Below are 26,387 nucleotides of genomic sequence, written 5' to 3' on the forward strand. Positions count from 1 at the left end.
TATGATTAAATCCGGCTCAATCATTTTCGTTCCATCGCGATGATGGCGAGTGTGAAGCGCGAGATGCACACGAGCTTGCCCGCTTCGTCCTCGATCCTGATCGACCAGACGTGCGTGGTGCGGCCCAGCGCCTCAGGCCGGGCCGTTGCGAAGACCCAGCCTTCGCGCACGGGGCGCAGGTGGTTGGCGTTGATTTCCATGCCGACGCCCACGAACTTTTCGGGATTGACTGCCATTGCCCCTGCCATCGAACCGATGGTTTCGGCCAACGCCACGGATGCCCCGCCGTGGAGCCTTCCGAAAGGCTGGTGCGTGCGGTGATCAACCGGCATCCGCGCACGAATCCAGTCCGGCCCGCAATCGACGAATTCGATGCCGAGATGCGCGGGCATCGACGAACTGCCCAGCCGCGTCAGCCGCTCCATCGACGGCATGACGCCATTCCACCAGATCACGTCGTTCATGCGAAACCTTCGGCCAGAAAGCGTTCGACACAGCCCGCAAGAACAGCAGTGCCCAGCGGCAATACGGATTCATCGACCATCATCTTTGTCGAATGGATCGAACAGCACGAACGCCAATCCACGCCTTCGTGCGCCACCCCGAGGAAGAACATCGCGCCAGGGACTTTCTCCAGCACATAGGAGAAATCTTCCGCGCCCATGATTGGCGCGGCAAGCCGGTGGAAGCCGCTTTCGCCGCTGATTTCGCGCACCACCGCTTCGCCGAGATCCACCGCGCGGGCATCGCAAACGGTTACGGGGAAACCGGGCGTGATGGTGACGGTCGCGGTCATGCCGTGGGCGACGGCGATGTGGGTTGCGGCGTTTTCAAGCACTTCACGAAGGCGCGCACGGTTTTGCGGGGACAGCGTGCGCAGCGTGCCGCGCATCGCCACGCGATCTGCGATCACGTTGTGCGCGGTGCCCGCTTTGATCTTTGCCACGGTGGCCACCACCGGATCGCTGACCGGGAACTTGCGGGTGACGAGAGCCTGCAGCGCGGTCACGATCTCGCACGCCACCGGCACAGGATCGAGCGCATCGTGCGGCATCGAGGCATGGCCGCCGCGCCCTTCCACCACGATATCGAACTGGTCTGCCGAGGCGAGCAACGCTCCTGCGCGGCCGGCGATCAGCCCGTGCGGGCTGTTGGGCATGACATGCAGCGCGAAGGCCGCATCGGGCAGCGGGTCGATCAGCCCATCGTCGAGCATGAAACGCGCGCCGTGGAAACCTTCTTCGCCCGGTTGGAACATGAACTGCACTTCGCCCGCGAGTTTGTCGGCGCGGGCGCAGAGCAATTCGGCGGCACCGGCCAGCATGGCGGTGTGCGTGTCGTGCCCGCAAGCGTGCATCGCGCCGAGGGTGGTGGATGCGAAATCGAGGCCGGTTTCCTCCTCCATCGGCAGCGCATCCATATCACCGCGCAGAAGCACGCGGCGGCCCGCCCCTGCCCGGCCCCTAAGCGTGGCGACAAGGCCGGTGGTGGACGGCCCTTCGCGCCATTCCAGCGGCAGATGCGCCAATGCGGCACGCACCTTGTCACGCGTTTTGGGCGTGTGCAGGCCGAGTTCGGGCTCGGCGTGGATGGCACGGCGCAGGGCGATAATGCTGTCGGCATAGCCGCGCGCCTGTTCGAGCAACTGGTGGTGAAGCATGTGGCCTCGTGATGTGTGATTGCCGCAAGGCTGGCACGTTGTCGCGCCGCTGTCGAGCCTTGCGGATGGGGCTTGCACGAGAAGACACCTTCGGTTAATCGGTCGATTAAATAGTCAGCCGGAGAGACGACCCATGCCCGAAGCCTACATCATTGATGCTGTCCGCACCCCGCGCGGAGTGGGCAAGCCCGGCAAGGGCGCGCTTTCACACCTGCACCCGCAGCACCTTGCAGCAACGGTGCTTAAGGCACTGAAAGATCGCAACAATCTTGATACCGCAACCGTGGACGACATCATCTGGTCCACCTCTTCGCAAGTCGGCAAACAGGGCGGCGATCTTGGGCGCATGTCCGCGCTGGCCGCAGGTTATGACATCAGGGCCAGCGGCACGACTCTAGACAGGTTCTGTGGTGGCGGCATCACGTCGGTGAACCTCGCCTGCGCTTCGGTCATGTCGGGCATGGAAGACTGCGTAATTGCGGGCGGCACTGAAATGATGAGCTTCACCGCAGCCCACGGCGCGGAACAGGCCAATGCCGGGATCAAGCCGATGGGCATGGGTTCGGGCAACATGGCATTGGACGCGCTGCACCCGCAATCGCATCAGGGCGTGTGTGGCGATGCCATTGCCAGCATCGAAGGCATCAGCCGTGAAGCGCTGGATGCCCTTGCCCTTGTCAGCCAGCAGCGTGCAGACATGGCCATCAAAGAAGGCCGTTTTGCCAAATCTGTTGTGCCGGTGCTGAACGAGGACGGATCGGTTGCGCTGGACCGGGAGGAATTCCCCCGGCCCGAAACCACCGCCGAAGGCCTTGCCGCGCTGAAGCCCAGCTTCGCCGGGCTGGCCGACTTCGACCTTGGCGGCACCACATTCCGCAAGCAGATCAATCGCCGCTACCCGGATGTGGACATCCAGCATTTCCACCACGCGGGCAATTCATCGGGCGTGGTCGATGGTGCGGCGGCGCTGCTCATCACTTCGCCCGCCTATGCCGAAAAGCACGGATTGAAGCCGCGCGCGCGGATCGTCGCCTATGCCAATCAGGGCGATGACCCCACGCTGATGCTCAACGCGCCGGTTCCAGCCGCAAAGAAGGTGCTGGCCAAGGCAGGCCTGACCAAGGATGATATCGACGTCTGGGAAATCAACGAAGCTTTCGCGGTCGTGGCCGAAAAGTTCATCCGCGATCTGGATCTGGATCGTGCGAAGGTGAACATCAACGGCGGGGCGATGGCGCTGGGCCACCCCATCGGCGCGACCGGATCGATCCTGATCGGCACAGCGCTCGATGAACTGGAACGGTCTGGCGGGCGCTATGGTCTTGTCACGATGTGCGCAGCGGGCGGCATGGCGCCTGCCATCGTGATCGAGCGAATCTGACGCAATTGCCTGCCTATTCCTGAAAGCCCGTCGAATATTTCGGCGGGCTTTTGGGTTGTGACATTGCCAAGCGATAATATTGCTGGCTATCAATCCCAAAATGTCTTCCGCCCCCCGCGCCTTTTTCAAGCCCGTTCGCGGCGGTCTGGCCGCCTATTCGGTGGCGCTGCTCTTGGCTGCGTTGGCCACTGCGCTGCGGTTCGCTGTCGATCATGTCTTGCCACCAGGCTTCCCGTTTCTGACCTTCTTCCCGGCAGTTATCATCACAGCCTTTCTGGCGGGCCGCGGGCCTGGGGTGGTATGTGGAGCACTGAGCCTGTTGGCGTCGTGGTACTTCTTCATACCGCCAGCACGCACCTTTGTGTTAAGCGTACCGGTGGCCACCGCCCTGATTTTCTTCACGGCGGTTGTCGTGGTGGACGTGCTGCTGATTGACGGGTTGCAACAACGTCAAGCGCGTCTGGAAGAAAGCCAGCGCCAGCTTACCGCTATGGCAAACCACCAAGCGCTGCTGTTCAAGGAATTGCAGCACCGTGTGGCGAACAATCTTGCGTCGGTTTCGTCGATGCTACGCCTTCAGCGCCGCGAAATCGCACGCGATCCCGCTTCTGCCGCCAGCATTCTGGAAAGTGCAGACGATCGCATTGACCTGATGGGCCGCGTGCACCGTCAGCTTTATGATCCGAAGGCCACTGGCATTGCGGTTGGAGAGCAGATCGAAAGCGTCGTCGCGCAAGCAAAGGAAGTATCCGGTGCTTCGAATGTGAACGTATGTGTCACGGCGGTCGATGCTCGGATCGAGATGAACCGAATGTTGACGTTGATGCTCCTCGTCACCGAAGTTCTGAACAATTCGTTCAAGCACGCCTTTCCGAACGGGCAGGCAGGAAAGGTGCAGCTTACCTTGGAGCGAGCCGATAGTGGCAGGTTGCGGCTGACCATTGCGGACAATGGCCGGGGCTTCGCAACCCAATTCAACGAAAGTGCGGCGCGTCATCGCGGGCTTGGTACCGCGATCATCCGCGGTTTCGTATCCCAGCTCGGCGGTGAGATGACGGTGGACAGCAGCGGCGGCGTCACCACAGTCGTCGAATTTCCCGAAGATGACGCCTGAAATCTGCTGCCGCGAATTCCGCTCCAGCTTTCACTCGACCGCAGATATGCCGCCTGCCTCGTTCGCCACGATCTTGAGCACTTCGGTCCACGCCGCGACGTTCTGCGCAAGTTCCGCCGGATCAACCTTGTCCAGCGTATCGTCAGGCGTGTGGTGCAGATCGAAATAGTGCGTGCCGTCCTGATCGAGATCGATCACGGCGAGCTTCTGCTTTGCGATAACCGGGGCCACATCGGTGCCGCCGCTGGCCTTGCCGGGCCCACGCACGATGCCCATCGGTGAAAGTGCTGTGGCGATGCGATCGGCCAAGGTCTTGTTCGCGTCCGCCATGCTGAACGTCACACGCCACACCTTCGCCGCGCCGAAATCGCTTTCCATCGCCAGCGCATAGGGTTCGGCGTGCTTTTCGGCAAAAGCCTTGCCGCCAAAGCCGCCCAGTTCTTCGGACCCCGCCCAAAACACACGGATCGTGCGCAAGGGCTTGCCGCCTTCCTGCGCTTTCAGTGCAGCAGCAGTAACGATCGCACAGCCTGCCGCATCGTCAATCGCGCCGGTGCCCAGATCCCAGCTATCGAGGTGGCAGCCCAGCAAGATTGCGGGCAACGAGGGATCGCGGCCGGGCAGATCGGCATAGACATTGCCCGAAGGCAGGCCATCGACGGTCTTGCCGGTCAGCGTCAGGTTCAGGCGGATCGGCTTGCCGCTGCGGGCGATGCGCGCAATCAGATCGGCATCAGGGTTTGAAACTGCGCCCGCCGGGATCGGCTTCACGCCTTCCGGGAACGTGGTGCCGCCGGTGTGCGGGTTCCGATGATTGTCTGTGCCGATGGAGCGGATCACGGTGGCCAGCGCACCCTTGCCAGCGGCTATAGCGGGACCGGCGCGGCGCACCTGGCCATAAGGCCCATAGCCGCTGCCGTCCTGCGCGCGCTTCATCGCATGATCGATGAATGCGATCTTGCCGGTGAGCGATCCTGCGGGCGCTGCTTTCAGCGCATCGAGCGTGGGGAAATAGACCACTTCGCCCTCCACGCCCTTTTCCGGCGTCGTACCGCTATAGCCTAAGGCGGTGACCGCCAGTTTGAACGGGATCGGCGCGATCAGGCTCGCCTCGTCACGCCCGCGCACATAGCCGCGGATTGGGAATGGCTCGACCGTCACATTGCTGAACCCCAGCGCTTTCAGCCGCGCGTCGGCCCAAGTGCGCGCACGCGCTTCCGCTTCGCTGCCGGGCATTCGCGGACCGACCTCGCTGGTCAGCCCGGCAAGGATATCCCACGCGGCATCGCCTCTCGGATCTTGCGCATAGGCGGTTGAGGAAAAGAGAGCGGCGGAGAGCGCGACGGCGCAAGACAAGTTTCTCATGCAACCGTGCTATCGCCCCGCCCTGTCGCTGCCAAGCCCTGCCCGTCGCCCTTGTTGCACACGGGCCGCTTGCCCGCACGGTTCCAAGCCGGTAGAGGCGGCGCAACTGTTTTCGGCTTACACCCAAGGACCATCGATGGCTGCTCAATACGCCTACGTCATGAAGAACATGACGAAGACCTTCCCCGGCGCGCAGAAGCCAGTGCTGAGCAACATCAGCCTGCAATTCTACCAGGGCGCAAAGATCGGTATCGTCGGCCCGAACGGTGCCGGTAAATCGACGCTGATCAAGATCATGGCCGGGATCGACAAGGATTTCACCGGCGAAGCATGGCCGGGCGAAAACATCACGGTCGGCTATCTGGAGCAGGAACCGCAGCTCGACGAGAGCAAGACCGTGCTCGAAAACGTCAAGGACGGTGCGCGTGAAACTGCTGATATGGTCGAACGCTTCAACCAGATCGGCATGGAAATGGCCGAGGAAGACGCCGATTTCGATGCCCTGGGCGCTGAAATGGCTGAACTTCAGGACAAGATCGATGCCGTCGATGGATGGACGCTCGACAACCAGCTTGAAATCGCAATGGAGGCACTGCGCTGCCCGCCGGGCGATTGGCCGGTAAGCAGCCTTTCCGGCGGTGAAAAGCGCCGCATCGCGCTCACCCGCCTGCTGATCCAGAAACCGTCGATTCTGCTGCTCGACGAACCGACCAACCACCTTGACGCTGAATCCGTCGAATGGCTGGAAAACCACCTCAAGGACTATGCCGGCGCGGTGCTGATGATCACCCACGACCGCTACTTTCTTGACAACGTGGTGGGCTGGATCCTCGAACTCGACCGCGGAAAGTACTTCCCCTACGAGGGCAACTACTCGACCTACCTTGAAACCAAGGCCAAGCGCATGGCGCAGGAAGAGCGCGAGGAGAGCGGCAAACAGAAAGCGCTTGCCCGCGAACTCGAATGGATCAGGCAGACGCCTGCCGCGCGCCAGACCAAGAGCAAGGCGCGAATCCGCAAGTTTGAGGAACTGCAGAATGCGCAGGACAACCGTCCTGTCGGCAAGGCGCAGATCGTCATCCAGGTGCCCGAACGCCTTGGCGGCAAGGTGATCGAAGCCAAGAACATTACCAAGGCCTATGGCGACAAGCTGTTGTTCGAAGACCTCTCGTTCATGCTGCCGCCGGGCGGCATCGTGGGCATTATCGGGCCGAATGGTGCGGGCAAATCCACCCTGTTCAAGATTCTGACCGGCAAGGAACAGCCCGATAGCGGCACCGTGGAAATCGGCAGCACCGTCCATCTGGGCTATGTCGACCAGAGCCGCGACGATCTGAACCCTGCCAACAACGTGTGGCAGGAAATCTCCGACGGTCTGGACTACATGACCGTCAACAAGCAGGACATGAGCACCCGTGCCTATGTCGGCGCGTTCAATTTCAAGGGCGCGGACCAGCAGAAGAACGTCGGCAAGCTTTCGGGCGGTGAACGCAACCGCGTGCACATGGCCAAGATGCTGAAGCAGGGCGGCAACGTGCTGCTGCTCGACGAACCGACCAACGACCTCGACGTGGAAACGCTGGCTGCGCTGGAAGACGCCATCGAAAACTTCGCCGGTTGCGCCGTGGTCATCTCGCACGACCGCTTCTTCCTTGATCGTCTGGCCACGCACATCCTTGCCTTCGAAGGCAACTCCCATGTCGAATGGTTCGAAGGCAACTTCGCGGCCTATGAAGAAGACAAGCGCCGCCGCCTTGGCGATGCGGCAGATCGCCCCACGCGCCTTGCCTATAAAAAGCTGACGCGCTGATCTGAAGCTTTCGGCCTTCCGCTAACCGCCCTTGCGGCGGAAGCGGAAGACGAGCGCTTCCTGCTTGCCCCCATCGCCTTCGATCACCACGGTGGCGGTCATGCTGTCTGTGCCGGTCCGTTCATAGACCAGCCCGGAAAAATCAAAGCGTTCCCCCGCGCGCGCGGTTAATGGGAAGGCTTCGACCTCGCCCTTTTCTTCCCAGCCTGTCAGATCAGGGTTGAAGTGCTTGAGCCGGTAGGCAAGCGATCCGTCCTCTTCCACTATGGTGATCAATTCATAGAACATCACCGTGCCATCGGCCTTCATCTGCCGGAAATGGCCGACCATCTGCCCGCCTGCGGCCAGAGAATAGGCTTCCAGCGCCGGAGCGCCGCCAATCCCTTCTCCTTCCCACGAACCTTGCAGCCACGCGAGATCGCCAAGGCTTGCGGGCGGCGCTGCCTGAGCCACCGGGATTGCGAGAAGCGAGACGACAAGTGCGGCGAACATTCGGATCATCTGGAACTCTCCACCCCGAAAATTGTTCATCAAACAGATCGCGAACCTGAACGCGAGGCTACCAGACCGGTTCAGACATCGGACAGCGCGAATCGCCTATCAGAGCGTTATTGAAGCTGCGAAGGTTTGCAGCGCACCTATCGGGAAAGGGTCGGCCATGATGTCCGGCAAGTCAATCTTCAGCAAGAGCGCGCTGGCTGCGCTGGCGGTGGCCCTCGCGGCCACGACCGTCTCTTCGCAGGTCGCAGCGCAGGAGAGCCAGCAGCGCGGTGAGCGTGGCGGCCAGAGCACCAATCGTGGCGACTGGGGCGGCGGTAACCGCGGCGGAGAACGTGGCGGCGGCAACTGGTCGCGCGGCACTCAGCAGGCTCCGCAAGCCCGCCCGCAGCAAACGCCACAGGTTCGGGCTGACCGTCCCGCCTCGACAAACTGGCGCAACAACGGCAATGTCGAAGGTCGCTGGCGTTCCGGTGCGGAAGACCGTACTCCGACCCAACGCCCGGTCGCGCCTGCGGTTATCCCACAGCGGGCCACGCCTCCCGCCACGGCAACCGCCCGTCAGGCTCCGGCGCAGCGCGGATGGGACGGCACCCGCTGGAACGGAACAAATCCTGGCCGCAACAACGGTACTTCGGATCGCGGCACCTGGAACCGCGACCGCAATGACAACGATGGGCGTGACCGGAACTGGAATGGCCGCAACCCGTCCTATTCAGACCGTGAGCGGAACCGTGATTATCGGGATCGCAACGATAACTGGCGCAATGACAACCGGCGGTATGACAACAACTGGCGCAACGACAACCGGCGCGGGGACAACTGGCGCGGCGACAATGGTCGCAGCAGCTATCGCGGAGACTATCGCCGCTGGAGCAACGATTGGCGGCGCGACAACCGCTATGACTGGGGCCGCTATCGTGCGGCGAACCGGGGCATCTATCGACTGCCCAGCTATTACGCGCCGTATCGCGGGTGGAACTACAACCGTGTTTCCATCGGGATATTCCTGAATTCAGGCTTCTATGGTCGCAATTACTGGATCAACGATCCGTGGGCCTATCGCCTGCCGCCGGCCTATGGCCCGTATCGCTGGGTCCGCTACTGGGACGACGTGCTGCTGGTGGACGTCTATTCAGGCGAAGTGGTGGACGTGATCCAGAACTTCTTCTGGTAATCCGGCATCATTCTCTAGAAGCAAAAGCCCTCCTGACTTCCGTCAAGAGGGCTTTTCTTTGGCGATTGTCCGCAGCACCAGCTTATCCCGGCAACCCGCCTGCAATCGCGCGCAAGATGTTGCGCATCATCTCGTGCCCTTCTTCAGTCAGCCGAACATAACGGCGGCGGGCGTCAGCGTTGTCGGCGATGCGGTATATCAGCCCCTCCTGCTCCAGCCGCGCGATCCATCGCAGAATCGTGGTCGATGGAACGCCCGCATCCAAGCAAACCGACGAGACCTGCACTTCGGTTCGACGGCGGTCCGCGATGTATAGATCAAGAAGAATATCCCAGCCAGGTTCTCCAAAAAGCCCTCTGCGCGCACCAGCGACATCACGCTTTCTACGAAGGCCATAGAGCGCTACGGCAAGTTTGAGACTTTCCAGTTCAGGGTCAGCCAAGGCGTCCAAACAAAACTCCATTCGGCAAACCAACGCTCATGACGGTGGAACCCCGTCTTCAGAATCGACATTTGGGTAACGCACCCATCTACGCCCATGTCGAAACTTATGATCGTTCAGCGACCGACAAGTGATAACAAACTGTGGTTTTGGTTAACTCAAAGATGCGAGAAATGCTTGAGGAAATCTGTATTAACCGTCCACTTCGGACTAAATGACAGAGCTTGCACCACTCAACGCATTGACGCAGAACGGTTCCCGAAATGGCAATTTTTGCAAAGAAAAAGTCTGCCTCGTTGGAAACACTTACCCTGAAACGCGTCGGTGAACTGGTTCGCAAAAGGCTGACGCAGGATCCGGGCGCCTATCAACTGCCGGTCGATGGCCTCGAAATTTTTGGTGTGGCACGATTTTTTTCTGAGACTGAATGCAATCGCCTCATCGCGATCGTCGATTCCGTCGCTCGCCCTTCGCCAACCTACAAGGGCACCGATGCAACAGGCCGAACCAGTTTCACCGGAGATGTCGATCCGAACGATCCTTTCATCATCATGCTGCAACGCAGGATCGACGATCTGATCGGCATCGACCCTGCATTTGGCGAAACGATCCAGGGCCAGCGTTATCACCCCGGTCAGGAGTTTCGCGGGCACTACGACCACTTTTTGCCATCGCAACCCTTCTGGGATTTGGAACAAAGGCGTGGCGGTCAGCGTAGCTGGACGGCAATGGCGTATCTCAACGCCGTTGAAGAAGGCGGCACGACCGACTTCACCCGCGTCGATCTTTCCATCCCGCCCCAGCCGGGCGCCCTGCTGATCTGGAACAACATGAAGCCCGATGGCACTCCCAATCCCAATGCCATGCACGCCGGAATGCCCGTGGTTCGCGGCGTCAAATATGTGCTGACCAAATGGTATCGCGCGCGGGCATGGAACTGAGCAGGTGGCGGTGAAACCAAATCGGCTGCTTGGCCGGGCGCTGCTTGCCATTGCCGTTGCCAGCACCGCATCTGCTTGCGCAAGTGCAGATAGCCAACGCCCGGCACCTAGGCCGGAAGCCGCTGCCACTGCAAAGATTGATGCTCCACTGGCGCGGCCTGCGGTGCCCGCAAACGTGGCGCTCGACCGGCTTTTCGCGGCGGACCTGCACCAAAGCCTCGCGCTTGATCCGCTGGGGGCATTGCAGCAGGGCAAACGCGTTCCCACCAGCCAGTTCCTGCTGCTGTTCACGCCGCAACTGGCGCGTGAGCGGCGCGAAGCCAACAGCCGCCTGCTGAGTGAACTGGGCGATATCGCGCCCGATCAGCTTGATGAAGGGCACCGAATTTCGCGCGCGGTGATGCTTGATGCCAAACAGGCCGAGCAAGCGCTGCTGTCGCCTGAATCGCTGGCACTTACCGAAGTGCAGCCGTTCAATCACTTCGGCGGCTTTCACGTTTCCTATCCTGAACTGTCCTCGCCCGGCAGTGGTCTGGTGCTGGAAAACGCAGGCGATTTCGAATTGCTGATCGAACGGCACAGCGCCCTGCCGAAAGTGTTCGACGCCGCAATTGCCCGTTTTCGCGAAGGCATGGCTGCCGGAACCACCGAACCGCGCCTGACCGTGGACAACATGATCACGCAGATCAATGCGCTGCTGGCCCAGCCGGTTGACCGGTCTCCTTTCATGTCGCCTGCGCGCAGCTTTCCCGAAAGCATGAGTCCGGCCCAGCGCAACCAGATGCGGCATGATCTGCACGATGTCACCGCAAAGGTCGTCTATCCCGCCTATCGCAACCTGCGGCGCTTCCTTGCGGAGGAGTATCGTCCGGTTGCCCGCGAAACGGTGGGGCTTTCAGCGCTGCCCGGCGGCATGGCGCTCTATCGGCGGCTGGTGCGGATGAACACGACGCTGGACCTTGATCCAGCCGCCGTTCACGAACTGGGCCTTGGCGAAGTGGCGCGCATCCAGCGCGATATGGACCGGGTGAAAGGCGAACTGGGCTTTACCGGGCCGCTGCGCGCGTTCTTCGATCACGTCCGCACCGATCCCAAATACCACCCCCGGACCGAGGCCGAACTATCCGAAGGCTTTCGCGCAATCGGGCGCAAGGTGGATGAGCTGGCCCCGCGCTATTTCCTGCACCTGCCGCGCACACCGTTGCAAATCCAATCTTACCCGCCCTACCGCGCCAAGTTCGAAGCGGGCGGCTCCTATGCGCAAGGTTCGCCCGATGGACGCTTGCCCGGCACGTTCTTCTTCAACACCTATGACCTGAAAAGCCGCTTCCTGACCGGGATCGCCACGCTCTATCTGCATGAAGGCGCGCCGGGACATCACTTCCAGATCAGCCTCGCGCAAGAGAACACCACCCTCCCCGATTTCCAGCGGTTCGGCGGCAACACCGCCTATATCGAGGGCTGGGCGCTCTATGCCGAAACCTTGGGTTACGAGATGGGGTTCTACAAAGACCCGATGCAGCACTGGGGCACGCTGGACGACGAAATGCTGCGAGCAATGCGGCTGGTGGTCGATACCGGCCTGCACACCAAAGGCTGGAGCCGAGATCAGGCCGTGGACTACATGCTCGCCAATTCGGGAATGGGCCGCAGCGATGCTGAAGCGGAGGTAGATCGCTACGTAGCCATTCCGGGACAGGCACTGTCCTACAAGATCGGGGCTTTGACAATCCAGCGGCTGCGCAAGGAGGCCGAAGCCGCTTTGGGCGGACGCTTCGACATCCGCCAGTTCCACGATCAGATTTTGGGCAGCGGGGCCTTGCCGATGCAGGTGCTTGAAGCCAAAGTGCGCCGGTGGATTGCGGCGAACCGATAGCGCCGCTTGGGGGACGAACGGGGGCCCGATATGTTGAGCTACTTCGCGGCGGCATTGCCGCATTTTCTAGCCTATTTCGGCGGCGCTCTGGCGTTGGCAGTCCTGTTCCTATTCCTTTATGCCAAGGCCACGCCGCATCGTGAGTTCGCGCTAATCCGTGATGGCAATGTGGCGGCGGCTACGCAGCTTTCCGGCACATTCCTCGGCTTTGCCGCTCCGGCAGCCGTGATCATCGCCAATTCGGTGAGCCTTGCCGACATGCTGCTGTGGAGTGCAGTGGCAGGCGTGGTGCAGCTTCTGGTCTTCGTGGTGATCGCACGCTTCCTGTTCCGCGCCATATCTGACCGGATCACCGAAGGCTGCATCGCTTCGGGCCAGTTCGTTGGCGGGATGAGCCTTGGCGTGGGCATCCTTCAAGCTGCCTGCATGGTGCCCTGAGCGATGAAAAAGCAACTCGTGCTGACCACGGCGATGGCAGCAACGCTGGCGGGCTGTTCTGGCAGCAACACCGATTGGGACGATGGCGTGATGGCAGACCGCGATACCGCCGTCTGCGTCGATCAGGATGGCCGCCGTATTCCCGACCAGAACTGCCACAGCACACGCACTGGCGGGGTCGGCAGTTCGTTCTTCTGGTACTATGTCGGGCGCGGTTCCCGCGTGCCCTACATGGGCGATCCGGTGCGTGATCCCAGCTATGGCTACAAGGGCAGCTATTTCCCGACCAAGGGCGTGAACTATGCGGAGGCCCCCGCGGCGTCCAACATGGTCCGCAGCAAACCGGTTTCGCGCGGCGGGTTCGGATCAAAGGGCAAATTCTTCGGCGGTAGCTGGTCCTGATCGATGCGCAGGTTGGCGCTGAAACCGCGTGCCGATTGGCAGGCTGCGGTCGCGGAACTGGGGCTGCTCTGGCACAGCGATGCCGAAGGCGCCTATTGGGACGAAAGCGCGGCCTATGCGTTTTCGATGGCGCAGATCGAGGTGATAGAGGACGCGACCGAGGCGGTTCACAGGCTCTACGTTGAAGCCGCCGATGTAATCGTGCGCGACGATCTGCTCATGTCGTCGTGCGGCATTCCCGCTGCATGGCACGGCCCGGTGCGCGAGGCTTGGCGGCGGCGTTCGCCCGCGCTTGATTTCGGGCGTTTCGATTTCGCCTGGGATGGCACGGGCGATCCAAAGCTGCTGGAATACAACTGCGATACGCCCACGTCGCTTCTGGAAACATCGATCGTGCAGTGGTTCTGGAAGGAGGAGGTATTTCCCCAAGCCGACCAGTTCAACAGCCTGCATGAAAAGCTGCTGGCACGCTGGCAGACGATAGCGGGCGCACTGCCGGGACGTCGGGTGTGGTTCACGCACTTTGCCGACCATGCGCACGAAGACACGATGACCACCACCTACCTGCGCGATCTGGCTGGGCAAGCAGGGCTGGAAACGTTCGGCCTGCTGATCGATCAGATCGGAATTGATGCCGAAGGGCACATTCTTGATCAGGACGACTACCGTATCAGCGCGCTGTTCAAGCTCTATCCGTGGGAGTGGCTGGCGACAGAAGAGTTCGGCGCGGCTATTCTGCCGCACCTGCACGATACGGTGTGGCTGGAACCGGCATGGAAGATGCTGTGGAGCAACAAGGCGGTGCTGGCCGTGCTGTGGGACATGTTCCCCCGCCATCGCAACCTGCTGCCTGCTTCATTCATCCCCGGCGCGGTGGGGCCTGATTATGTGGCCAAGCCGGTGCTGGCACGAGAGGGCGCGAACATCGAAGTCGTCAGCCACGGCGAAGTTCTGGCTCGGTCGGGCGGGAATTACGATGCCAGCCGCATGGTGTTCCAGCAGCGCTATCCGCTGAAGGACTTTGGGCGCGGCTACCCGGTGCTGGGTAGCTGGGTGGTAGCGGGCGAAGCTGCCGGTCTTGGCATCCGCGAGGATGGCCTCATCACCGGCAACCGCGCCCGTTTTATCCCTCACATCATCGAGGACTGACCGTTCAGTCCAGCGCCTCTGCAATCAGTTTGCGCGTATTTTCAACGCCATAAAGCGCAATAAAGCTGCCCATCCGCGGACCGGCGCTGGAACCGAGCAGTGTTTCGTAAAGGCACTTGAACCAGTCGCGGAGTTGCTCGAACCCGTAGTGCGGGTCTTTGCCGATTTCGTAGACGATGTTTTGTAGCTCTTCTGCCGTTGCGTCGTCTGACGTCCCTGCCAGTTCCTCGTCGAGCGCGGCCAGAGCCTGCGCCTCGGTGCTCTCCGGCTTGCGACGCTGGAGTGTCGGCGCGATGAAATCGCGGTTGTAGGCCAGCGCGCGGGTTACGAGACCATCGAGGGCTGGATGCGCGGCTGGGTCAGCATTCTCGACATAATTGCCGAGGTAGGACCAGACCTGATCGCGGGTGGCTGATGCCCCCAGAACGCCGACCAGGTTGAGCAGCAAGCCGTAAGTTACCGGCAGTTTGTCGCCCTCGCCCACGGCCGGGCCATTGGTGCGCAGCAAGTGCCATACCGGATTGCCGAGTTGCTGTTCCACCGGCTGCGCTGGCAGCTTTTCGCGGAACTGCCAGTATTCGTCCACCGCGCGCGGGATGATGCCGACATGCAGCGACTTGGCGCTCTTGGGTTCGCGGAACAAGTAGAAGCCGAGGCTTTCCTCGCTGCCGTATTCCAGCCATTGTTCAATGGTCAGGCCATTGCCCTTGGACTTGGAGATCTTCTCGCCCTTCTCATCGAGGAAGAGTTCGTAGATCAGGCCTTCGGGGCGCTGGCCGCCCAGCACGCGGGCGATCTTGCCGGATTGGGTTACGCTGTCGGTGAGATCCTTGCCGCACATCTCGTAATCGACGCCGAGTGCGACCCAGCGCATCGCCCAATCGACCTTCCACTGCAACTTGGACCAGCCGCCGAGGATCGTGTGTTCTACACTTTCGCCATTGCTGTCGGTGAAGCGCACGATCCCGGCTTCGGCGTCCACCACCTCAACCGGCACTTGCAATACCTCGCCCGTGGTGGGCGAAACGGGAAGGACGGGGGAGTAGGTCTTCCGACGCTCTTCCCGCAGGGTGGGTAGCATGATGTCCATGATCGCCTGCCAGTGCCGCAGGACGTTCTTCAAGGCATCGTCAAAGCCGCCCGAATTGTAGCGGTCAGACGCGGAGACGAATTCATAATCGAAGCCAAAGCGATCAAGGAAATCGCGCAGCATCGCGTTGTTGTGGTGGGCGAAGCTCTCAAACTTCTCGAACGGATCGGGAATGCGGCTGAGCGGGTGGCCGAGGTGCGCATCGAGGAGCGCCTTATTGGGCACATTGTCGGGCACCTTGCGCAAGCCGTCCATGTCGTCAGAGAACGCGACGAGGCGCGTGGGGTGGCCGCCTGTCAACACTTCATAGGCGCGGCGAACGAGCGTGGTGCGCAGAACTTCCTGAAACGTGCCGATGTGCGGCAGGCCCGAGGGGCCGTAGCCGGTTTCGAACAGGACCGGCACCAATTCGCCGGACGCATCGCGTTTGCCGCCGGGAAACCGCTTGATCAGCTTGCGGGCTTCCTCGAAAGGCCATGCCTTGGAGGTCTGGGCGGCAGTGTGGATGGCATCTGTCATAGTGCCCGCCCTTTTGCGCGGCTGTTCAGGTTTCGCAAGCGAAAGCTGAAGGGGTTTACACTGTTTACACGGTCCAGAGGGAAATAGTCAGCCTCCGTGCCGAGTGTCATGCAGCCCGACAAAACGGGCCACCGGAGCATGTCCGGGGCTTCGAAAAGGTGGCGAAAACATTGAGCGATAAGAGGCATTTGCACTGCCTATCACAGCCCCTACCTTGTAGGAAAATGCGGAAGCCGAAAACGACGAAAGGGCGGAACCGCGCTCACGCGGTCCCGCCACTCCCGTGGAGGTGCTTCTGAGGGAGGCTTACTTCAGAAGCGAGAGAACGTTTTGCTGGGCCTGATTGGCCTGCGCGATCATCGCGGTCGATGCCTGCGAAAGGATCTGCGCCTTGGCCATCGCGGTCGTTTCTGCCGAGTAATCAGTATCGACGATGCGCGAACGGGCGTCCGACAGGTTGGTGATATTGTCGTTGAGATTGTTCACAACCGATTCCAGACGGTTCTGGCCAGCACCGAGCAGCGAGCGCGCGCCTGAAATGCTGTCGAGTTCGGTATCGAGCGTGCCGAGGACAGTGTTAGCCGCGGTCGCTGTAGAGATGTCGTAGGAGGCAGCGGCGCCGCCCGAAGCCTGCAAAGTGGTAAGATCGGCAATTTCGAGCACCACAGTGTCGCTCGATCCGGCGCCGGCCTGAATGGTGATCGTGGTGGTCGTGCCGTCAAACAACTGCACGCCATTGAAATCGGTGTTCTGGATAACCTGATCGACCTGTTCGGTGAGCTGGTCGACTTCGCTCTGCATGTACACGCGGTCGGTGGCGTCCTGATAGGTGCCCGAAGCGGACTGCACCGCCAGTTCGCGGATGCGCTGAAGCATCGCGGTCACTTCATTAAGCGCGCCATCGGCGGTCTGCGCAAGACTGATGCCGTCGTTGGCATTGCGCACGCCCTGCCCCATGCCCTTGATCTGCGAGGTCATGGTGGTGGTGATCGCAAGGCCAGCCGCGTCGTCTTTGGCGCCGTTGATACGCTTGCCGGTAGACAGCCGCTCCATCGCGGTGCCAAGCATCTTGTTCGCGGTATTTGAAGCGTTGGTCGCGCGGACCGCGCTGATATTCGTATTGATGACTGCCATTTCCCATTCTCCACTATGGGCCGAAGCGGGATTTCGCCTGCTTCGTTACTTGGTTCCCGACGAGAAGGACGGCACCTGCCCGAAGAGTTTAAGGGCTGCGGTTAACCGGGGTGCAGCTTTTTGCCGCCGGGCGGTTCGGGCTTGCCGGGTGTTCCATTCCTGTTCTAACGCAGAGCAGTGACCGAAACCCCTGCCCTGTCGCTCCCCGCGATTCATGCAAGCCACGGCGGATGCTGGCTGCGCGAAGGTTTTGCCACGCACGGGGCAAGCAAGGGCGATGCGATCGTGGCGGCGGCAGATACGCCGCTGCTAATGCTGAACGCGCCATTGGTGGCCAGTCGGCTTGGCTATCCCGATCTTTCGGGGCTGGATCTGTTGGAACTGTTCGCCTTCGTCCATCCGGCGAAATTCATAGTGCCGACGCCCAAGGGGCTGGCCCATGCGCTCGATCTGGTAGAGCCTGTGGGCGACGATGGAGTGCCGCTGCTGCTGCAACAGGCGGCTGAAGCGCTGCTTGCCACATGTGAGCGGGACGACTGGAGCGAGCGTGAAGGCGCATGGACCGCGCTGCAATCGCTGGTGCGGATGCGCTGGCCTTGGGCAACGTTGCTGACGCCACGCATCAGAAAACCGCAACGAGCAGAGCGCTGGCTGTTTACGCGATTGCCAGAATGGGAAGAAACGGCAGACCGCCCGCAGCCTGCACAAGTGGTGCTGGCAGACGAAGCCGTGGCAGCGCGGCTGGCCCAATTGACCGGTGCCGATGCGGAACGCCGCGCGGCGCAACAGGATTATGCGCGCGAAGCCGGGCGCATGTTTGCGCCCCGACGGGATCAACGCCAACCGCATGTGGTGCTGGCGCAAGCCGGGACCGGCACGGGCAAGACATTCGGCTATCTCGCTCCCGCTTCGCTGTGGGCCGAGACATCGGGCGGAACGGTGTGGGTTTCGACCTATACCAAGGCGCTGCAACGGCAATTGCGGCGCGAAAGCCGTCGAGCTTTTCCCACCGAGCGCAACGGCAAGCCGCCGGTGGTCGTGCGCAAGGGGCGCGAGAACTACTTGTGCCTGCTGAACCTTGAAGACGCGCTGCAAGGCGGCTTTGGCGGGCGTGCTGCGGTGCTGGCGCAACTGGTAGCGCGCTGGGCGGCCTATAGTCAGGACGGCGACATGATCGGCGGTGACCTGCCAGGCTGGCTGGGCACGCTGTTCCGCAAACGCGGAATCGCGGCGCTGACCGACCAGCGTGGCGAATGCGTTTATGCCGGGTGCCCGCATTATCGGAAGTGCTTTATCGAACGGGCCGCGCGCGCTTCTGCGGATGCAGAACTGGTCATCGCCAATCATGCGCTGGTCATGGTCAATGCTGCCAGAGGACGCGATGCAGCGCAGCGGCCCACGCGGATCGTATTTGACGAAGGCCATCATGTTTTCGAAGCGGCGGATTCGACCTTTTCAGCGGCACTGACCGGTGCCGAAACCATTGAATTACGGCGCTGGGTGATCGGGCCTGAGGGCAAATCACGCGGGCGGCGGCGCGGACTTTCGGCGCGGCTGGCAGATGTTGCCAGCTATGACGAGGAAGGCGAACGCGCGATTGCGCAGGCGCGCACGGCGGCAGAGGCTCTGCCATCTGACGGCTGGCTGGCGCGGGTGGTGGAAGGCACGCCTTCCGGGCCGCTGGAAGACCTGCTGAGCGCAGCGCGCGCGCTGGCCTATGCCCGCGATGAAAGTGGCGGGCAAGAAGCCGGGTATGGGCTGGAAACCGAGATCGCGCAGTTGGACGGACCGTTTATCGACGTGGCCGGGCGGGCGCAGGAAACGCTGGAAGCCTTGCGCAAGCCGCTGGTCCGGCTGGGCCTGCGGTTGGAAGCGATTGTCGAGGACGCACCAGACTGGCTGGATGGCCCGGCGCGGGCGCGGATTGAAGGTGCCCGCAGCGCCATCGGCTGGCGCTGCGACCTGATCGCCGGATGGATTGCCCTGCTGGCGCGGCTCGGCGGGCCGGGTGATCCCGATTTTGTCGACTGGATCGCGGTCGAACGATCAGACGGGCGCGAATGGGACGTGGGGTTGCACAGGCACTACCTCGATCCGATGAAACCCTTTGCCGAAAGCGTGCTGGCCCCTTCGCACGGCGTGATGATGACATCGGCTACGCTGCGCGATGGCGAAGACTGGACGAGCGCGGTGGAGCGCAGCGGTGCGCAGCATCTGGATGTGGCACCACGCCTGTTCAGCGCGGAAAGCCCGTTCGATTATGCCGCACAAGCCGAAGTGCTGATCGTGACCGACGTGCCCAAGGGCGACATTCCGGCGCTGGCTGCGGCTTATGGACGCCTGATCGAAGCATCGGGCGGTGGGGTTCTGGGGCTGTTCACCGCCATCCGGCGATTGCGCGCGGTCTATGGCCGTATTGCAGACCGGTTGGCACGTAATGGACTGCCGCTGTTCGCCCAGCATGTCGACCCGATCGATACCGGCACTTTGGTGGATATCTTCCGTGATGATCCGCGCGCTTCGCTGCTGGGCACCGATGCCCTGCGCGATGGGGTAGACGTGCCGGGTCATTCGCTGCGGCTGGTGGTTATGGAACAGGTGCCTTGGCCCAAGCCTTCGATCCTGCATCGCGCGCGGCGGCTGGCTGGCGGCGGGCAAGCGCACGACGACCGCATCATTCGCGCGCGGCTGGCGCAGGCCTTCGGGCGGCTGATCCGCTCTGCCGGAGACAGGGGCCACTTCGTGGTGCTATCGTCAGCTTTTCCTTCGCGGCTGCTTTCGGCCTTTCCGGCAGGCACACCGATCCGCCGCGTAACGTTGGATGTGGCTTTACAAAGCGTGGGAGCCGGTGTTCTTGGGAAAAGCGACCGCATCAGCGCGGCCTGAGGGGATTTCGTGAAGACACTGGCCCTGTTCCGCCACGCCAAATCGGACTGGAGCGATGCGCGCGCGCGGGATTTCGATCGTCCGTTGAACACGCGCGGCCAGCGCGGAGCGCGGGCAATGGGTGAATATATCCGTGATACCGGGCGCACGTTCGAGCGCATGATCGCCAGCCCCGCCGTGCGCGCGGCGGAAACGGTCGAAGAGGCGAGCAAGGCGTGGAAATGCACGTTCAAGCTGGAATGGGACCGGCGCATCTATCTTGCCAGTTCCGCCACGCTGATCGATCTGCTGAAAGACCTTTCGGGCGATCCGCAAAGCGTGCTGATGATCGGGCATAACCCCGGTCTGGAAGACCTGATCTTCGATCTGGTGCCAGATGATGGCTCCTCCCCTTTACGCGATGTTGTGGAGGAAAAGTTTCCGACCGCGACGTTTGCCGTGCTGGAACTAGATGTGGCGCAGTGGGCCGATGTGACCGAAGGTTGCGCGCGGCTGGTAGAGATCAAGCGCCCGCGTGATCTGGACCCGACACTGGGGCCGCAACTGATCGATTAATCGAGTGCTGCAGCCAGCCGGTTGCGGATACCTTGCAGAAAATCGATGAGCGGCTGGGCGGATTCTGGTGCAGGTGAAGAGGCCGATGGCTGAGAATCAGACAGCGCCTGGTCACTCTGGCTCTTTACACCAGCCCTCAGCGCCTGCTTTGCGCCTTTGATCGTGAATCCTTCACGATGGAGCAGGCGATCAATTTCAATGATCAGCGCAATATCTGTAGGCCGATAGTACCGTCGCCCGCCCGCCCGCGTGAGCGGGCGCAGCGACGGAAACTGTTCTTCCCAATAGCGCAGGACGTGTTGGCGAATGCCAAGCGCCTTCGCGACCTCGCCAATGGTACGCAAGGCTTGCGCATCTTTACCATCAGAGAGAACAGGCGTGGTCATCGACCCTGCTTCGACACCGGGGTCACCCCTGGCCGATGCGATCCTTGAGCATCTGGCTGGCGCGGAAGCTGAGGACGCGGCGCGGCGTGATCGGCACTTCGACCCCGGTCTTCGGATTGCGACCGATACGCTCCGCCTTGTCACGCAGCAGGAACGTGCCGAAGCCCGAAATCTTTACATTCTCGCCATCAGCAAGCGCTTCACACATGTGCTGGAGGATGGATTCCACCATTTCCAGCGAGTCCGCACGCGACAAACCGACGCGGCGATTGATGCTTTCGGCAAGATCTGCCCGCGTCAAAGTACCAACAGAACGCATTCTCTACGACCCCCCGAGAGTTAGAGACAAGAGCGCGATAATAACGCCCATTCTACAGAACGCAATCGAATGCCTTGGCGCAAATGGGTACGTCTGACGTCATGTCCCGAAGCGAGATCGTTCAGACCCGCGCGAGGCTGGCACCCCAGGTGAACCCGCCGCCCATCGCTTCGAACATCACCAGATCGCCAGACTTGATCCGCCCGTCACGCACTGCAGTGTCATAGGCAAGTGGAACCGAGGCAGCGCTGGTGTTGGCATGTTGATCGACCGTGACGACGACCTTTTCCGCAGGCAGATCAAGCTTGCGGGCAGTGGCATCGAGAATGCGGAAGTTCGCCTGATGCGGAACGACCCAATCGATGTCTGCCGCATCGCGCCCTGCAGCATCCAGCACTTCGCGCAGCACGCTGGCGAGATTGGTAACCGCGTGGCGAAACACTTCGCGGCCCTTCATGCGCACTTTGCCGACCGTGCCGGTGGTGGATGGACCACCATCGACATAAAGCAGTTCGTTGTGCGCACCATCGGCGTGGAGGCGTGTGGCGATCACGCCGGGCGCGGCGGGATCGTTGTCATCCACATCCTGCGCTTCGAGCACGATGGCACCGGCACCATCGCCAAACAGGACGCACGTGGTGCGGTCTTCCCAATCGAGAATACGGCTGAACGTTTCAGCGCCGATAACCACTGCGCACTTGGCCATGCCCGTGCGGATCATCGAATCCGCCGTGGCCAGCGCATAAAGAAAGCCGGAACAGACCGCTGCGACATCGAACGCGATGCCGCCATTGCAGCCAAGGTTGTGCTGCACGATCGTGGCGGTGGCTGGAAAGGTCTGATCTGGCGTGGCGGTGGCAAGAACGATCAGGTCCACACGCGCAGCATCGATACCAGCCGCTTCGAGCGCGCGGCGCGCAGCCTCAGTGGCCAGCGTAGACGTGCTTTCCCCCTCGCCCGCAATATAGCGCTGACGTATGCCCGTACGCTCGACGATCCATTCGTCGGTCGTATCGATCATCGTGGTCATTTCCGCGTTGGTCACACAACGCTGCGGCAGGGCCGAACCACTGCCGCGAATGACGGCCCGAAGACTCATGCCGCATCCTCGCTGGTGGCGGCAGACTTGGCGCGACCTGATCTGCGGCCTGTCGTGCGGATCGCCTCTGCCCCAAGGCGTGCAAGGTCGGCTTCGATGCGCTCGGTCAGGTTTTCCTCCAGCAGGCGGGCCGTGACCGCCACGGCATTGGCCACGCCCAGCGCCGATGCGCTGCCGTGGCTTTTTACCACGACGCCATTGAGGCCAAGGAAGACCGCGCCGTTGTGATTGTTGGGATCAAGATGATGCTTGAGCAGCTCGGTAGCCGGACGCGAGATCAGGAAGCCGAACTTCGAGCGCAACGATGACGAAAAGCTGCGGCGCAGCAGATCGGCCACGAAACGCGCCGCACCTTCCATCGATTTCAGCGCGATATTGCCCGAAAAACCATCGGTCACCACGACATCGCAATCACCGCGCGAAAGCTTGTCCGCTTCGGTGAAGCCATCGAAGGACATTGCAAGATCGCCAGCCAGTGCTTTGAGCTGGTTGGCGGCATCACGCAGCGAATCGGTGCCTTTGGTCTCTTCGGTGCCGATGTTGAGCAGGCGCACGCGCGGCGCTTCCAGCCCGTTGACGATCCGGGCATAAGCTGCGCCCATGATGGCGAACTGCACCAGATTGCGGGCATCGCAATCAGTGTTGGCGCCCAGATCGAGCATGATCAGATCGTGATCGCCCAGTGTGGGCAGCAGTGCGGAAAGCGCAGGGCGATCAATCCCCGGCATCGTGCGCAGCGCCAGCTTGGCCATAGCCATGAGCGCGCCGGTGTTGCCCGCGCTGACCGCGGCACCAGCTTCGCCGTGCTTTACCGCGTTGATCGCCAGCCCCATCGAAGTGGTCTTGGCGCGACGCAGAGCCTGCGTGGGCTTTTCATCGCCCGAAACGACATCGGGCGCGTGGAGAATCTCCGACGCGCCGCGAAGGTTCGGGTGATTGTCGAGGGCCTGCTTGATGCGGCCTTCATCACCGACGAGAAGGAACTTGAAGCGATCATGGCGGCGGCGGGCAAGAGCCGCACCTTCAACCATGACTCGCACACCTTCGTCCCCGCCCATCGCATCGACGGCGATACGCGGCAGACTCATGTCGTCAGTTCCCCCCGCCTACAGGCTCAGAGGCCGACGGCGATGATTTCGCGACCGTTGTAGTGACCGCAGGCGTTGCACAGCATGTGCGGACGCTTGAGTTCACCGCAGTTCGAGCATTCGTGGAACGCTTCTGCCTTCAGCGCATCGTGGCTGCGGCGCATACCCCGGCGTGACGGGGAAGTCTTTCTTTTGGGGACGGCCATCTCGGCACCTGTTCCTGAATTGCGTAGTTTTGTTGCGGGCGCGATAGGGAAAACCGGCCCATCGCACAAGCCCTGTTTGGAACAGGCCCCATGCGCAGCGACGTGTCGCCAACGGAAACGGGATTCGCCAAATCACGGGCGAAGGCGCGCCTATACGGATTTTCTGATGCTTTGCAAGCAGCCCCGCGCTAGCAATGCTGTAGATCCCAGAACAGAAACGTCAGACGGACAACTTTATACGGGGGAGTACCAAAAAGCATGATAATCCTGCCCATCACACTGTGCGCGGCTGCCGCGGCAGCAGTGCTCAACATCTGGCTGTCGATCCGCATCGGCATGGTCCGCACCACCAAGAAAATCAGCATTGGCGATGGTGGAGACATGGAACTGATCGCCCGGATGCGCGCCCAAGCCAATTTCATCGAGAATACGCCCATCGTGCTGGTGCTGATCGCCGTGATCGAACTGGCCCGCACGGGCAACGTGTGGGTGATGGGCGTGGCTGCGGCCTATATGCTCGGCCGTGTTGCGCATGGCGTGGGCATGGATGGGGGCCCGCTGGGCTTTATGCGCGGCTTGGGCACGATGGCCACGATGCTGACCCAACTGGGGCTTGGCACATGGGCGGTTTCAATCGCACTGGACATGTGACGTGGTGCGGGGAGCGGTATGCTCAACATGCCCTCCCCCAACCCCTCCCGCCAGCGGGACGGGAGTTTTTCAGCTTAATGCATAGTCGCTGACGAAGCCGTTGGTCTGGCGTTCGCGGCCGAACGTGCTGTTGGGGCCGTGACCGGGAACGAACGTGACGTCATTCCCCAGCGGCCAGAGCTTCTGCGTGATCGAAGCGATCAAATCCTGATGGTTGCCCATCGGAAAATCGGTGCGCCCGATGGAACCCTGAAACAACACGTCGCCAACGATGGCGACCTGGGTTGGCGCATGATGGAATACGACGTGACCGGGGGTATGGCCGGGACAGTGGATGACATCGAGTTCGACTTCGCCAACCATCACCTTATCGCCATCATTCAGCCAACGGCCCGGTTCGAACACCTCGCCGGTGATGCCCCAACGGCGACCGTCTTCGTCCAGACGGCTGATCCAGAAGCGGTCGGCCTCGTGCGGGCCTTCGATCGGCACGCCCAGTTCCTTCGCGAAAATGCCGGTCATGCCGCAGTGGTCGATATGACCATGCGTGACGAGCAGCTTTTCGATGGTGACTCCGGTTACCTCTATCGCCTTGCGCAGCTTTTCCAGATCGCCGCCCGCATCGATAAAAGCACCGCGCATCGTCTTCGTGCACCAGACCAGCGTGCAATTCTGCTGGAGCGGGGTGACGGGAATGATGGCGACCTTGAAGGGCGGTTCGTCTGAAGAGTGGGTCATGGCGCAGGATTTGGAGCGTAGGCGGCACAATTGCAATGCTGAGAACGCTTAAGGCTACAGCCTGCCCCCTTTCCACACGACGCGGCCCACGAGTTCAATTTCCTGTAATGGCCGCTCAAGGCGGGGATAGGCTGTGTTGTCGGAAATCACGTGCACGGTTCCGCCGGGGCCGGATTCGAGACGCTTCACCAACAACACATCGTCGATACGAATCACGTGAATGCCTGCACGCAAAGGGCGCGGCGTGCGGTCGACGAGAATCTCGTCACCATCGCGCAAGGTCGGCTCCATCGAATCGCCTTCAACCTCGATCACGGAAAGCATCACAGGTTCCAAACCTTGCTCCTTAAGCCAGCGATTGGAAAAACGCAGACGGCCAGAGGGAATTTCCTCTGCCGGAAGAGCGCCGGGACCGGCCGAGGCACCCAGCGGAAGGCGCGGAATATCGGCCCATTCCGCCAGATGCGCACGTGGTGATGGCGGCATGATCGTGCTGCGCCCCCTCTCGACCGCAATGACGCCGCCGCGCAGTGTACCGCCCAGTTCGCTTTCCTGCACAGCGAAGAATTCGGCAAGAATTCTGCGGTCGTTCTCCTCAAGCTTACGCGGACTGCCCTTGCGGACGAACTGCTGGAGATACGTAGTGTTACGGCCAATCAGCGCGGAAAGCGCAGCCAGACTCACGCCACGCTGGGCCGCCAGCGCTACAAGGCGGGTCCGCGCACCGGCATCATTTTCGCTGTCCATCAGCCTCCCTCCACTTTCGAAGGACTTTTCCTAGCATTGTAGGATTTGCAGATCAACATAGGAAAAATCCTATTTCGAGTCGCTTCACCAGAAATTCGGTCATGGAGGGTCCAAACGTCATGCTTCTTCGCAGAATCGAAAAGTTCCTTGAGCGGACGGGAATGCCCGTCACCAAGTTTGGCCGACTGGCCGCACACGACCCCCGGCTGGTCGGTGATTTGCGCAATGGGCGCGAACCGCGTTCCGCGATGGTTTCACGAGTAGAACACTTCATGAACATATTTGCGGAGAATGTCCATGCTGCTTGAACTTCAAGCCTTCGAAACCAAAGCGCTGGTTGGCACAAGCCTGCCGCCACGTCGCATCGCGACGGGGGAGCGGCTGATGCGTGCGGTGCGCGAAATCGCCGGACCTTTGGCCGAAGTGGTGAGCCATGCCGAAGCGCCTTGGGCCAGCATCACCTTCTCAGGCGCGCGGCACACGCTCGTTTTGCGCTTTGCCGGCAGCGATGCGGTGAGCGACGGCGAGAACTTCGTGATCGTATTGCCAGAACACGAATTCCGGTTGCGCGGACAGTTGGTGGCCGATGCCGCGGTGACGCGCGTCGATCACGAACTGGTGCCTGCTCCACTTATGGAAGTGGAGTGCGAAATCCTGCTGCTGAGCGAAGACTGAGCGAGAACGCCGGGTGCCCCGCGAGGCACCCGGTCTCCTCT

General features: G+C 61.6%; 28 protein-coding genes. 14 read left to right on the forward strand and 14 right to left on the reverse strand.

Features of this window, described 5'->3' with window-relative positions; genetic code table 11:
* Nucleotides 1–20: 20 nt before the first annotated feature.
* Nucleotides 21–464, reverse strand: coding sequence for a hotdog fold thioesterase (locus HGI47_RS11765; protein ID WP_168852960.1), 444 nt, complete (start codon nucleotides 462–464; stop codon nucleotides 21–23).
* The gene (locus HGI47_RS11770) at nucleotides 461–1,660 is read right to left on the reverse strand and encodes a M20 family metallopeptidase (RefSeq protein ID WP_168852961.1); all 1,200 of its coding nucleotides are present in this window, start codon (nucleotides 1,658–1,660) and stop codon (nucleotides 461–463) included. The genes HGI47_RS11765 and HGI47_RS11770 overlap by 4 nt, the downstream gene beginning before the upstream one ends.
* Before the next feature lie 133 nt (nucleotides 1,661–1,793).
* Between HGI47_RS11770 and HGI47_RS11775 the strand changes: the two genes are divergently transcribed.
* Nucleotides 1,794–3,041, forward strand: a complete 1,248-nt coding sequence (locus HGI47_RS11775) for an acetyl-CoA C-acetyltransferase (protein WP_168852962.1) — start codon at nucleotides 1,794–1,796, stop codon at nucleotides 3,039–3,041.
* Between the two features lie 100 nt (nucleotides 3,042–3,141).
* Nucleotides 3,142–4,155, forward strand: a complete 1,014-nt coding sequence (locus tag HGI47_RS11780; RefSeq protein ID WP_168852963.1) for a sensor histidine kinase — start codon at nucleotides 3,142–3,144, stop codon at nucleotides 4,153–4,155.
* Nucleotides 4,156–4,185: 30 nt separating this feature from the next.
* On the opposite strand, the gene HGI47_RS11785 is transcribed toward HGI47_RS11780, so the two are convergent.
* Nucleotides 4,186–5,520 carry a M28 family peptidase gene (locus HGI47_RS11785; RefSeq protein WP_168852964.1) on the reverse strand — a complete coding sequence of 445 codons (1,335 nt, stop codon included), beginning with the start codon at nucleotides 5,518–5,520 and terminating at the stop codon, nucleotides 4,186–4,188.
* A gap of 136 nt (nucleotides 5,521–5,656) precedes the next feature.
* On the opposite strand from HGI47_RS11785, the gene ettA reads away from it, so the two are divergent.
* Nucleotides 5,657–7,330: an energy-dependent translational throttle protein EttA gene (ettA, locus tag HGI47_RS11790; RefSeq protein WP_168852965.1), complete on the forward strand. Its 1,674-nt coding sequence runs from the start codon at nucleotides 5,657–5,659 to the stop codon at nucleotides 7,328–7,330.
* A 21-nt stretch (nucleotides 7,331–7,351) separates the two neighbouring features.
* On the opposite strand, the gene HGI47_RS11795 is transcribed toward ettA, so the two are convergent.
* Entirely contained in the window at nucleotides 7,352–7,831 is a 480-nt protein-coding gene (locus tag HGI47_RS11795; protein WP_168852966.1) for a DUF6265 family protein, read from the reverse strand.
* A 160-nt stretch (nucleotides 7,832–7,991) separates the two neighbouring features.
* Between HGI47_RS11795 and HGI47_RS11800 the strand changes: the two genes are divergently transcribed.
* On the forward strand, nucleotides 7,992–9,005 hold the full coding sequence (locus tag HGI47_RS11800; protein ID WP_168852967.1) for an RcnB family protein: 1,014 nt from the start codon (nucleotides 7,992–7,994) through the stop codon (nucleotides 9,003–9,005).
* 82 nt (nucleotides 9,006–9,087) lie between these two features.
* Here HGI47_RS11800 and HGI47_RS11805 read toward each other — a convergent pair whose 3' ends face one another.
* Complete coding sequence (locus HGI47_RS11805) at nucleotides 9,088–9,447, reverse strand: winged helix DNA-binding protein (RefSeq protein WP_240950146.1); 360 nt, start codon at nucleotides 9,445–9,447, stop codon at nucleotides 9,088–9,090.
* 263 nt (nucleotides 9,448–9,710) lie between these two features.
* Between HGI47_RS11805 and HGI47_RS11810 the strand changes: the two genes are divergently transcribed.
* Genes HGI47_RS11810 through HGI47_RS11830 form a run of 5 tightly spaced genes read left to right on the forward strand, consistent with a single transcriptional unit; the run spans nucleotide 9,711 to nucleotide 14,253 of the window.
* On the forward strand, nucleotides 9,711–10,388 hold the full coding sequence (locus HGI47_RS11810) for a 2OG-Fe(II) oxygenase (protein ID WP_168852969.1): 678 nt from the start codon (nucleotides 9,711–9,713) through the stop codon (nucleotides 10,386–10,388).
* Between the two features lie 4 nt (nucleotides 10,389–10,392).
* Nucleotides 10,393–12,264 carry a DUF885 family protein gene (locus tag HGI47_RS11815; RefSeq protein WP_370521700.1) on the forward strand — a complete coding sequence of 624 codons (1,872 nt, stop codon included), beginning with the start codon at nucleotides 10,393–10,395 and terminating at the stop codon, nucleotides 12,262–12,264.
* A 30-nt stretch (nucleotides 12,265–12,294) separates the two neighbouring features.
* Complete coding sequence (locus tag HGI47_RS11820; RefSeq protein ID WP_168852970.1) at nucleotides 12,295–12,702, forward strand: DUF350 domain-containing protein; 408 nt, start codon at nucleotides 12,295–12,297, stop codon at nucleotides 12,700–12,702.
* 3 nt (nucleotides 12,703–12,705) lie between these two features.
* Nucleotides 12,706–13,104 (forward strand): hypothetical protein, encoded by a 399-nt coding sequence (locus HGI47_RS11825; RefSeq protein WP_168852971.1) that lies wholly within the window; start codon nucleotides 12,706–12,708, stop codon nucleotides 13,102–13,104.
* 3 nt (nucleotides 13,105–13,107) lie between these two features.
* Nucleotides 13,108–14,253 carry a glutathionylspermidine synthase family protein gene (locus tag HGI47_RS11830; protein ID WP_168852972.1) on the forward strand — a complete coding sequence of 382 codons (1,146 nt, stop codon included), beginning with the start codon at nucleotides 13,108–13,110 and terminating at the stop codon, nucleotides 14,251–14,253.
* Nucleotides 14,254–14,257: 4 nt separating this feature from the next.
* Here HGI47_RS11830 and HGI47_RS11835 read toward each other — a convergent pair whose 3' ends face one another.
* Entirely contained in the window at nucleotides 14,258–15,862 is a 1,605-nt protein-coding gene (locus tag HGI47_RS11835) for a lysine--tRNA ligase (protein ID WP_168852973.1), read from the reverse strand.
* Nucleotides 15,863–16,168: 306 nt separating this feature from the next.
* Nucleotides 16,169–16,996, reverse strand: coding sequence for a flagellin (locus HGI47_RS11840; protein WP_168852974.1), 828 nt, complete (start codon nucleotides 16,994–16,996; stop codon nucleotides 16,169–16,171).
* A 177-nt stretch (nucleotides 16,997–17,173) separates the two neighbouring features.
* Here HGI47_RS11840 and HGI47_RS11845 point away from each other — a divergent pair, with 177 nt between their 5' ends.
* Both HGI47_RS11845 and HGI47_RS11850 read left to right on the forward strand, forming a co-directional pair.
* The gene (locus tag HGI47_RS11845; RefSeq protein WP_168852975.1) at nucleotides 17,174–19,882 is read left to right on the forward strand and encodes an ATP-dependent DNA helicase; all 2,709 of its coding nucleotides are present in this window, start codon (nucleotides 17,174–17,176) and stop codon (nucleotides 19,880–19,882) included.
* Between the two features lie 9 nt (nucleotides 19,883–19,891).
* Complete coding sequence (locus tag HGI47_RS11850; RefSeq protein WP_168852976.1) at nucleotides 19,892–20,437, forward strand: histidine phosphatase family protein; 546 nt, start codon at nucleotides 19,892–19,894, stop codon at nucleotides 20,435–20,437.
* Here the strand turns inward: HGI47_RS11850 and HGI47_RS11855 are convergent.
* The 5 genes from HGI47_RS11855 to rpmF all read right to left on the reverse strand — a co-directional run bounded on the left by HGI47_RS11855 (nucleotide 20,434) and on the right by rpmF (nucleotide 23,535).
* Nucleotides 20,434–20,823, reverse strand: a complete 390-nt coding sequence (locus HGI47_RS11855) for a MerR family transcriptional regulator (RefSeq protein WP_168852977.1) — start codon at nucleotides 20,821–20,823, stop codon at nucleotides 20,434–20,436. The two genes, HGI47_RS11850 and HGI47_RS11855, sit on opposite strands and share 4 nt — an antisense overlap.
* 22 nt (nucleotides 20,824–20,845) lie before the next feature.
* Nucleotides 20,846–21,142 carry an integration host factor subunit alpha gene (locus HGI47_RS11860; RefSeq protein ID WP_206066145.1) on the reverse strand — a complete coding sequence of 99 codons (297 nt, stop codon included), beginning with the start codon at nucleotides 21,140–21,142 and terminating at the stop codon, nucleotides 20,846–20,848.
* A 121-nt stretch (nucleotides 21,143–21,263) separates the two neighbouring features.
* Nucleotides 21,264–22,241, reverse strand: coding sequence for a beta-ketoacyl-ACP synthase III (locus HGI47_RS11865; protein WP_168852978.1), 978 nt, complete (start codon nucleotides 22,239–22,241; stop codon nucleotides 21,264–21,266).
* A complete protein-coding gene (plsX, locus tag HGI47_RS11870; protein ID WP_168852979.1) occupies nucleotides 22,238–23,329 on the reverse strand; it encodes a phosphate acyltransferase PlsX in 1,092 nt (363 codons plus the stop codon). Before plsX ends, HGI47_RS11865 begins: the two co-directional genes overlap by 4 nt.
* A gap of 26 nt (nucleotides 23,330–23,355) precedes the next feature.
* On the reverse strand, nucleotides 23,356–23,535 hold the full coding sequence (rpmF, locus tag HGI47_RS11875; protein ID WP_168852980.1) for a 50S ribosomal protein L32: 180 nt from the start codon (nucleotides 23,533–23,535) through the stop codon (nucleotides 23,356–23,358).
* 258 nt (nucleotides 23,536–23,793) lie between these two features.
* On the opposite strand from rpmF, the gene HGI47_RS11880 reads away from it, so the two are divergent.
* Nucleotides 23,794–24,186 (forward strand): MAPEG family protein, encoded by a 393-nt coding sequence (locus tag HGI47_RS11880; protein ID WP_206066146.1) that lies wholly within the window; start codon nucleotides 23,794–23,796, stop codon nucleotides 24,184–24,186.
* A gap of 69 nt (nucleotides 24,187–24,255) precedes the next feature.
* Here HGI47_RS11880 and HGI47_RS11885 read toward each other — a convergent pair whose 3' ends face one another.
* Both HGI47_RS11885 and HGI47_RS11890 read right to left on the reverse strand, forming a co-directional pair.
* Complete coding sequence (locus HGI47_RS11885) at nucleotides 24,256–24,924, reverse strand: MBL fold metallo-hydrolase (RefSeq protein ID WP_168852981.1); 669 nt, start codon at nucleotides 24,922–24,924, stop codon at nucleotides 24,256–24,258.
* A gap of 54 nt (nucleotides 24,925–24,978) precedes the next feature.
* The gene (locus HGI47_RS11890) at nucleotides 24,979–25,671 is read right to left on the reverse strand and encodes a S24 family peptidase (protein ID WP_168852982.1); all 693 of its coding nucleotides are present in this window, start codon (nucleotides 25,669–25,671) and stop codon (nucleotides 24,979–24,981) included.
* Between the two features lie 119 nt (nucleotides 25,672–25,790).
* Between HGI47_RS11890 and HGI47_RS11895 the strand changes: the two genes are divergently transcribed.
* Together HGI47_RS11895 and HGI47_RS11900 are read left to right on the forward strand one after the other, a co-directional pair.
* The gene (locus HGI47_RS11895) at nucleotides 25,791–25,979 is read left to right on the forward strand and encodes a hypothetical protein (RefSeq protein WP_168852983.1); all 189 of its coding nucleotides are present in this window, start codon (nucleotides 25,791–25,793) and stop codon (nucleotides 25,977–25,979) included.
* Complete coding sequence (locus tag HGI47_RS11900; protein WP_168852984.1) at nucleotides 25,969–26,346, forward strand: hypothetical protein; 378 nt, start codon at nucleotides 25,969–25,971, stop codon at nucleotides 26,344–26,346. Before HGI47_RS11895 ends, HGI47_RS11900 begins: the two co-directional genes overlap by 11 nt.
* Nucleotides 26,347–26,387: the final 41 nt, after the last annotated feature.

Origin of the sequence: Novosphingobium sp. ERN07, assembly GCF_012641335.1 — a bacterium.
In the GTDB taxonomy this organism is placed as follows: domain Bacteria; phylum Pseudomonadota; class Alphaproteobacteria; order Sphingomonadales; family Sphingomonadaceae; genus Novosphingobium.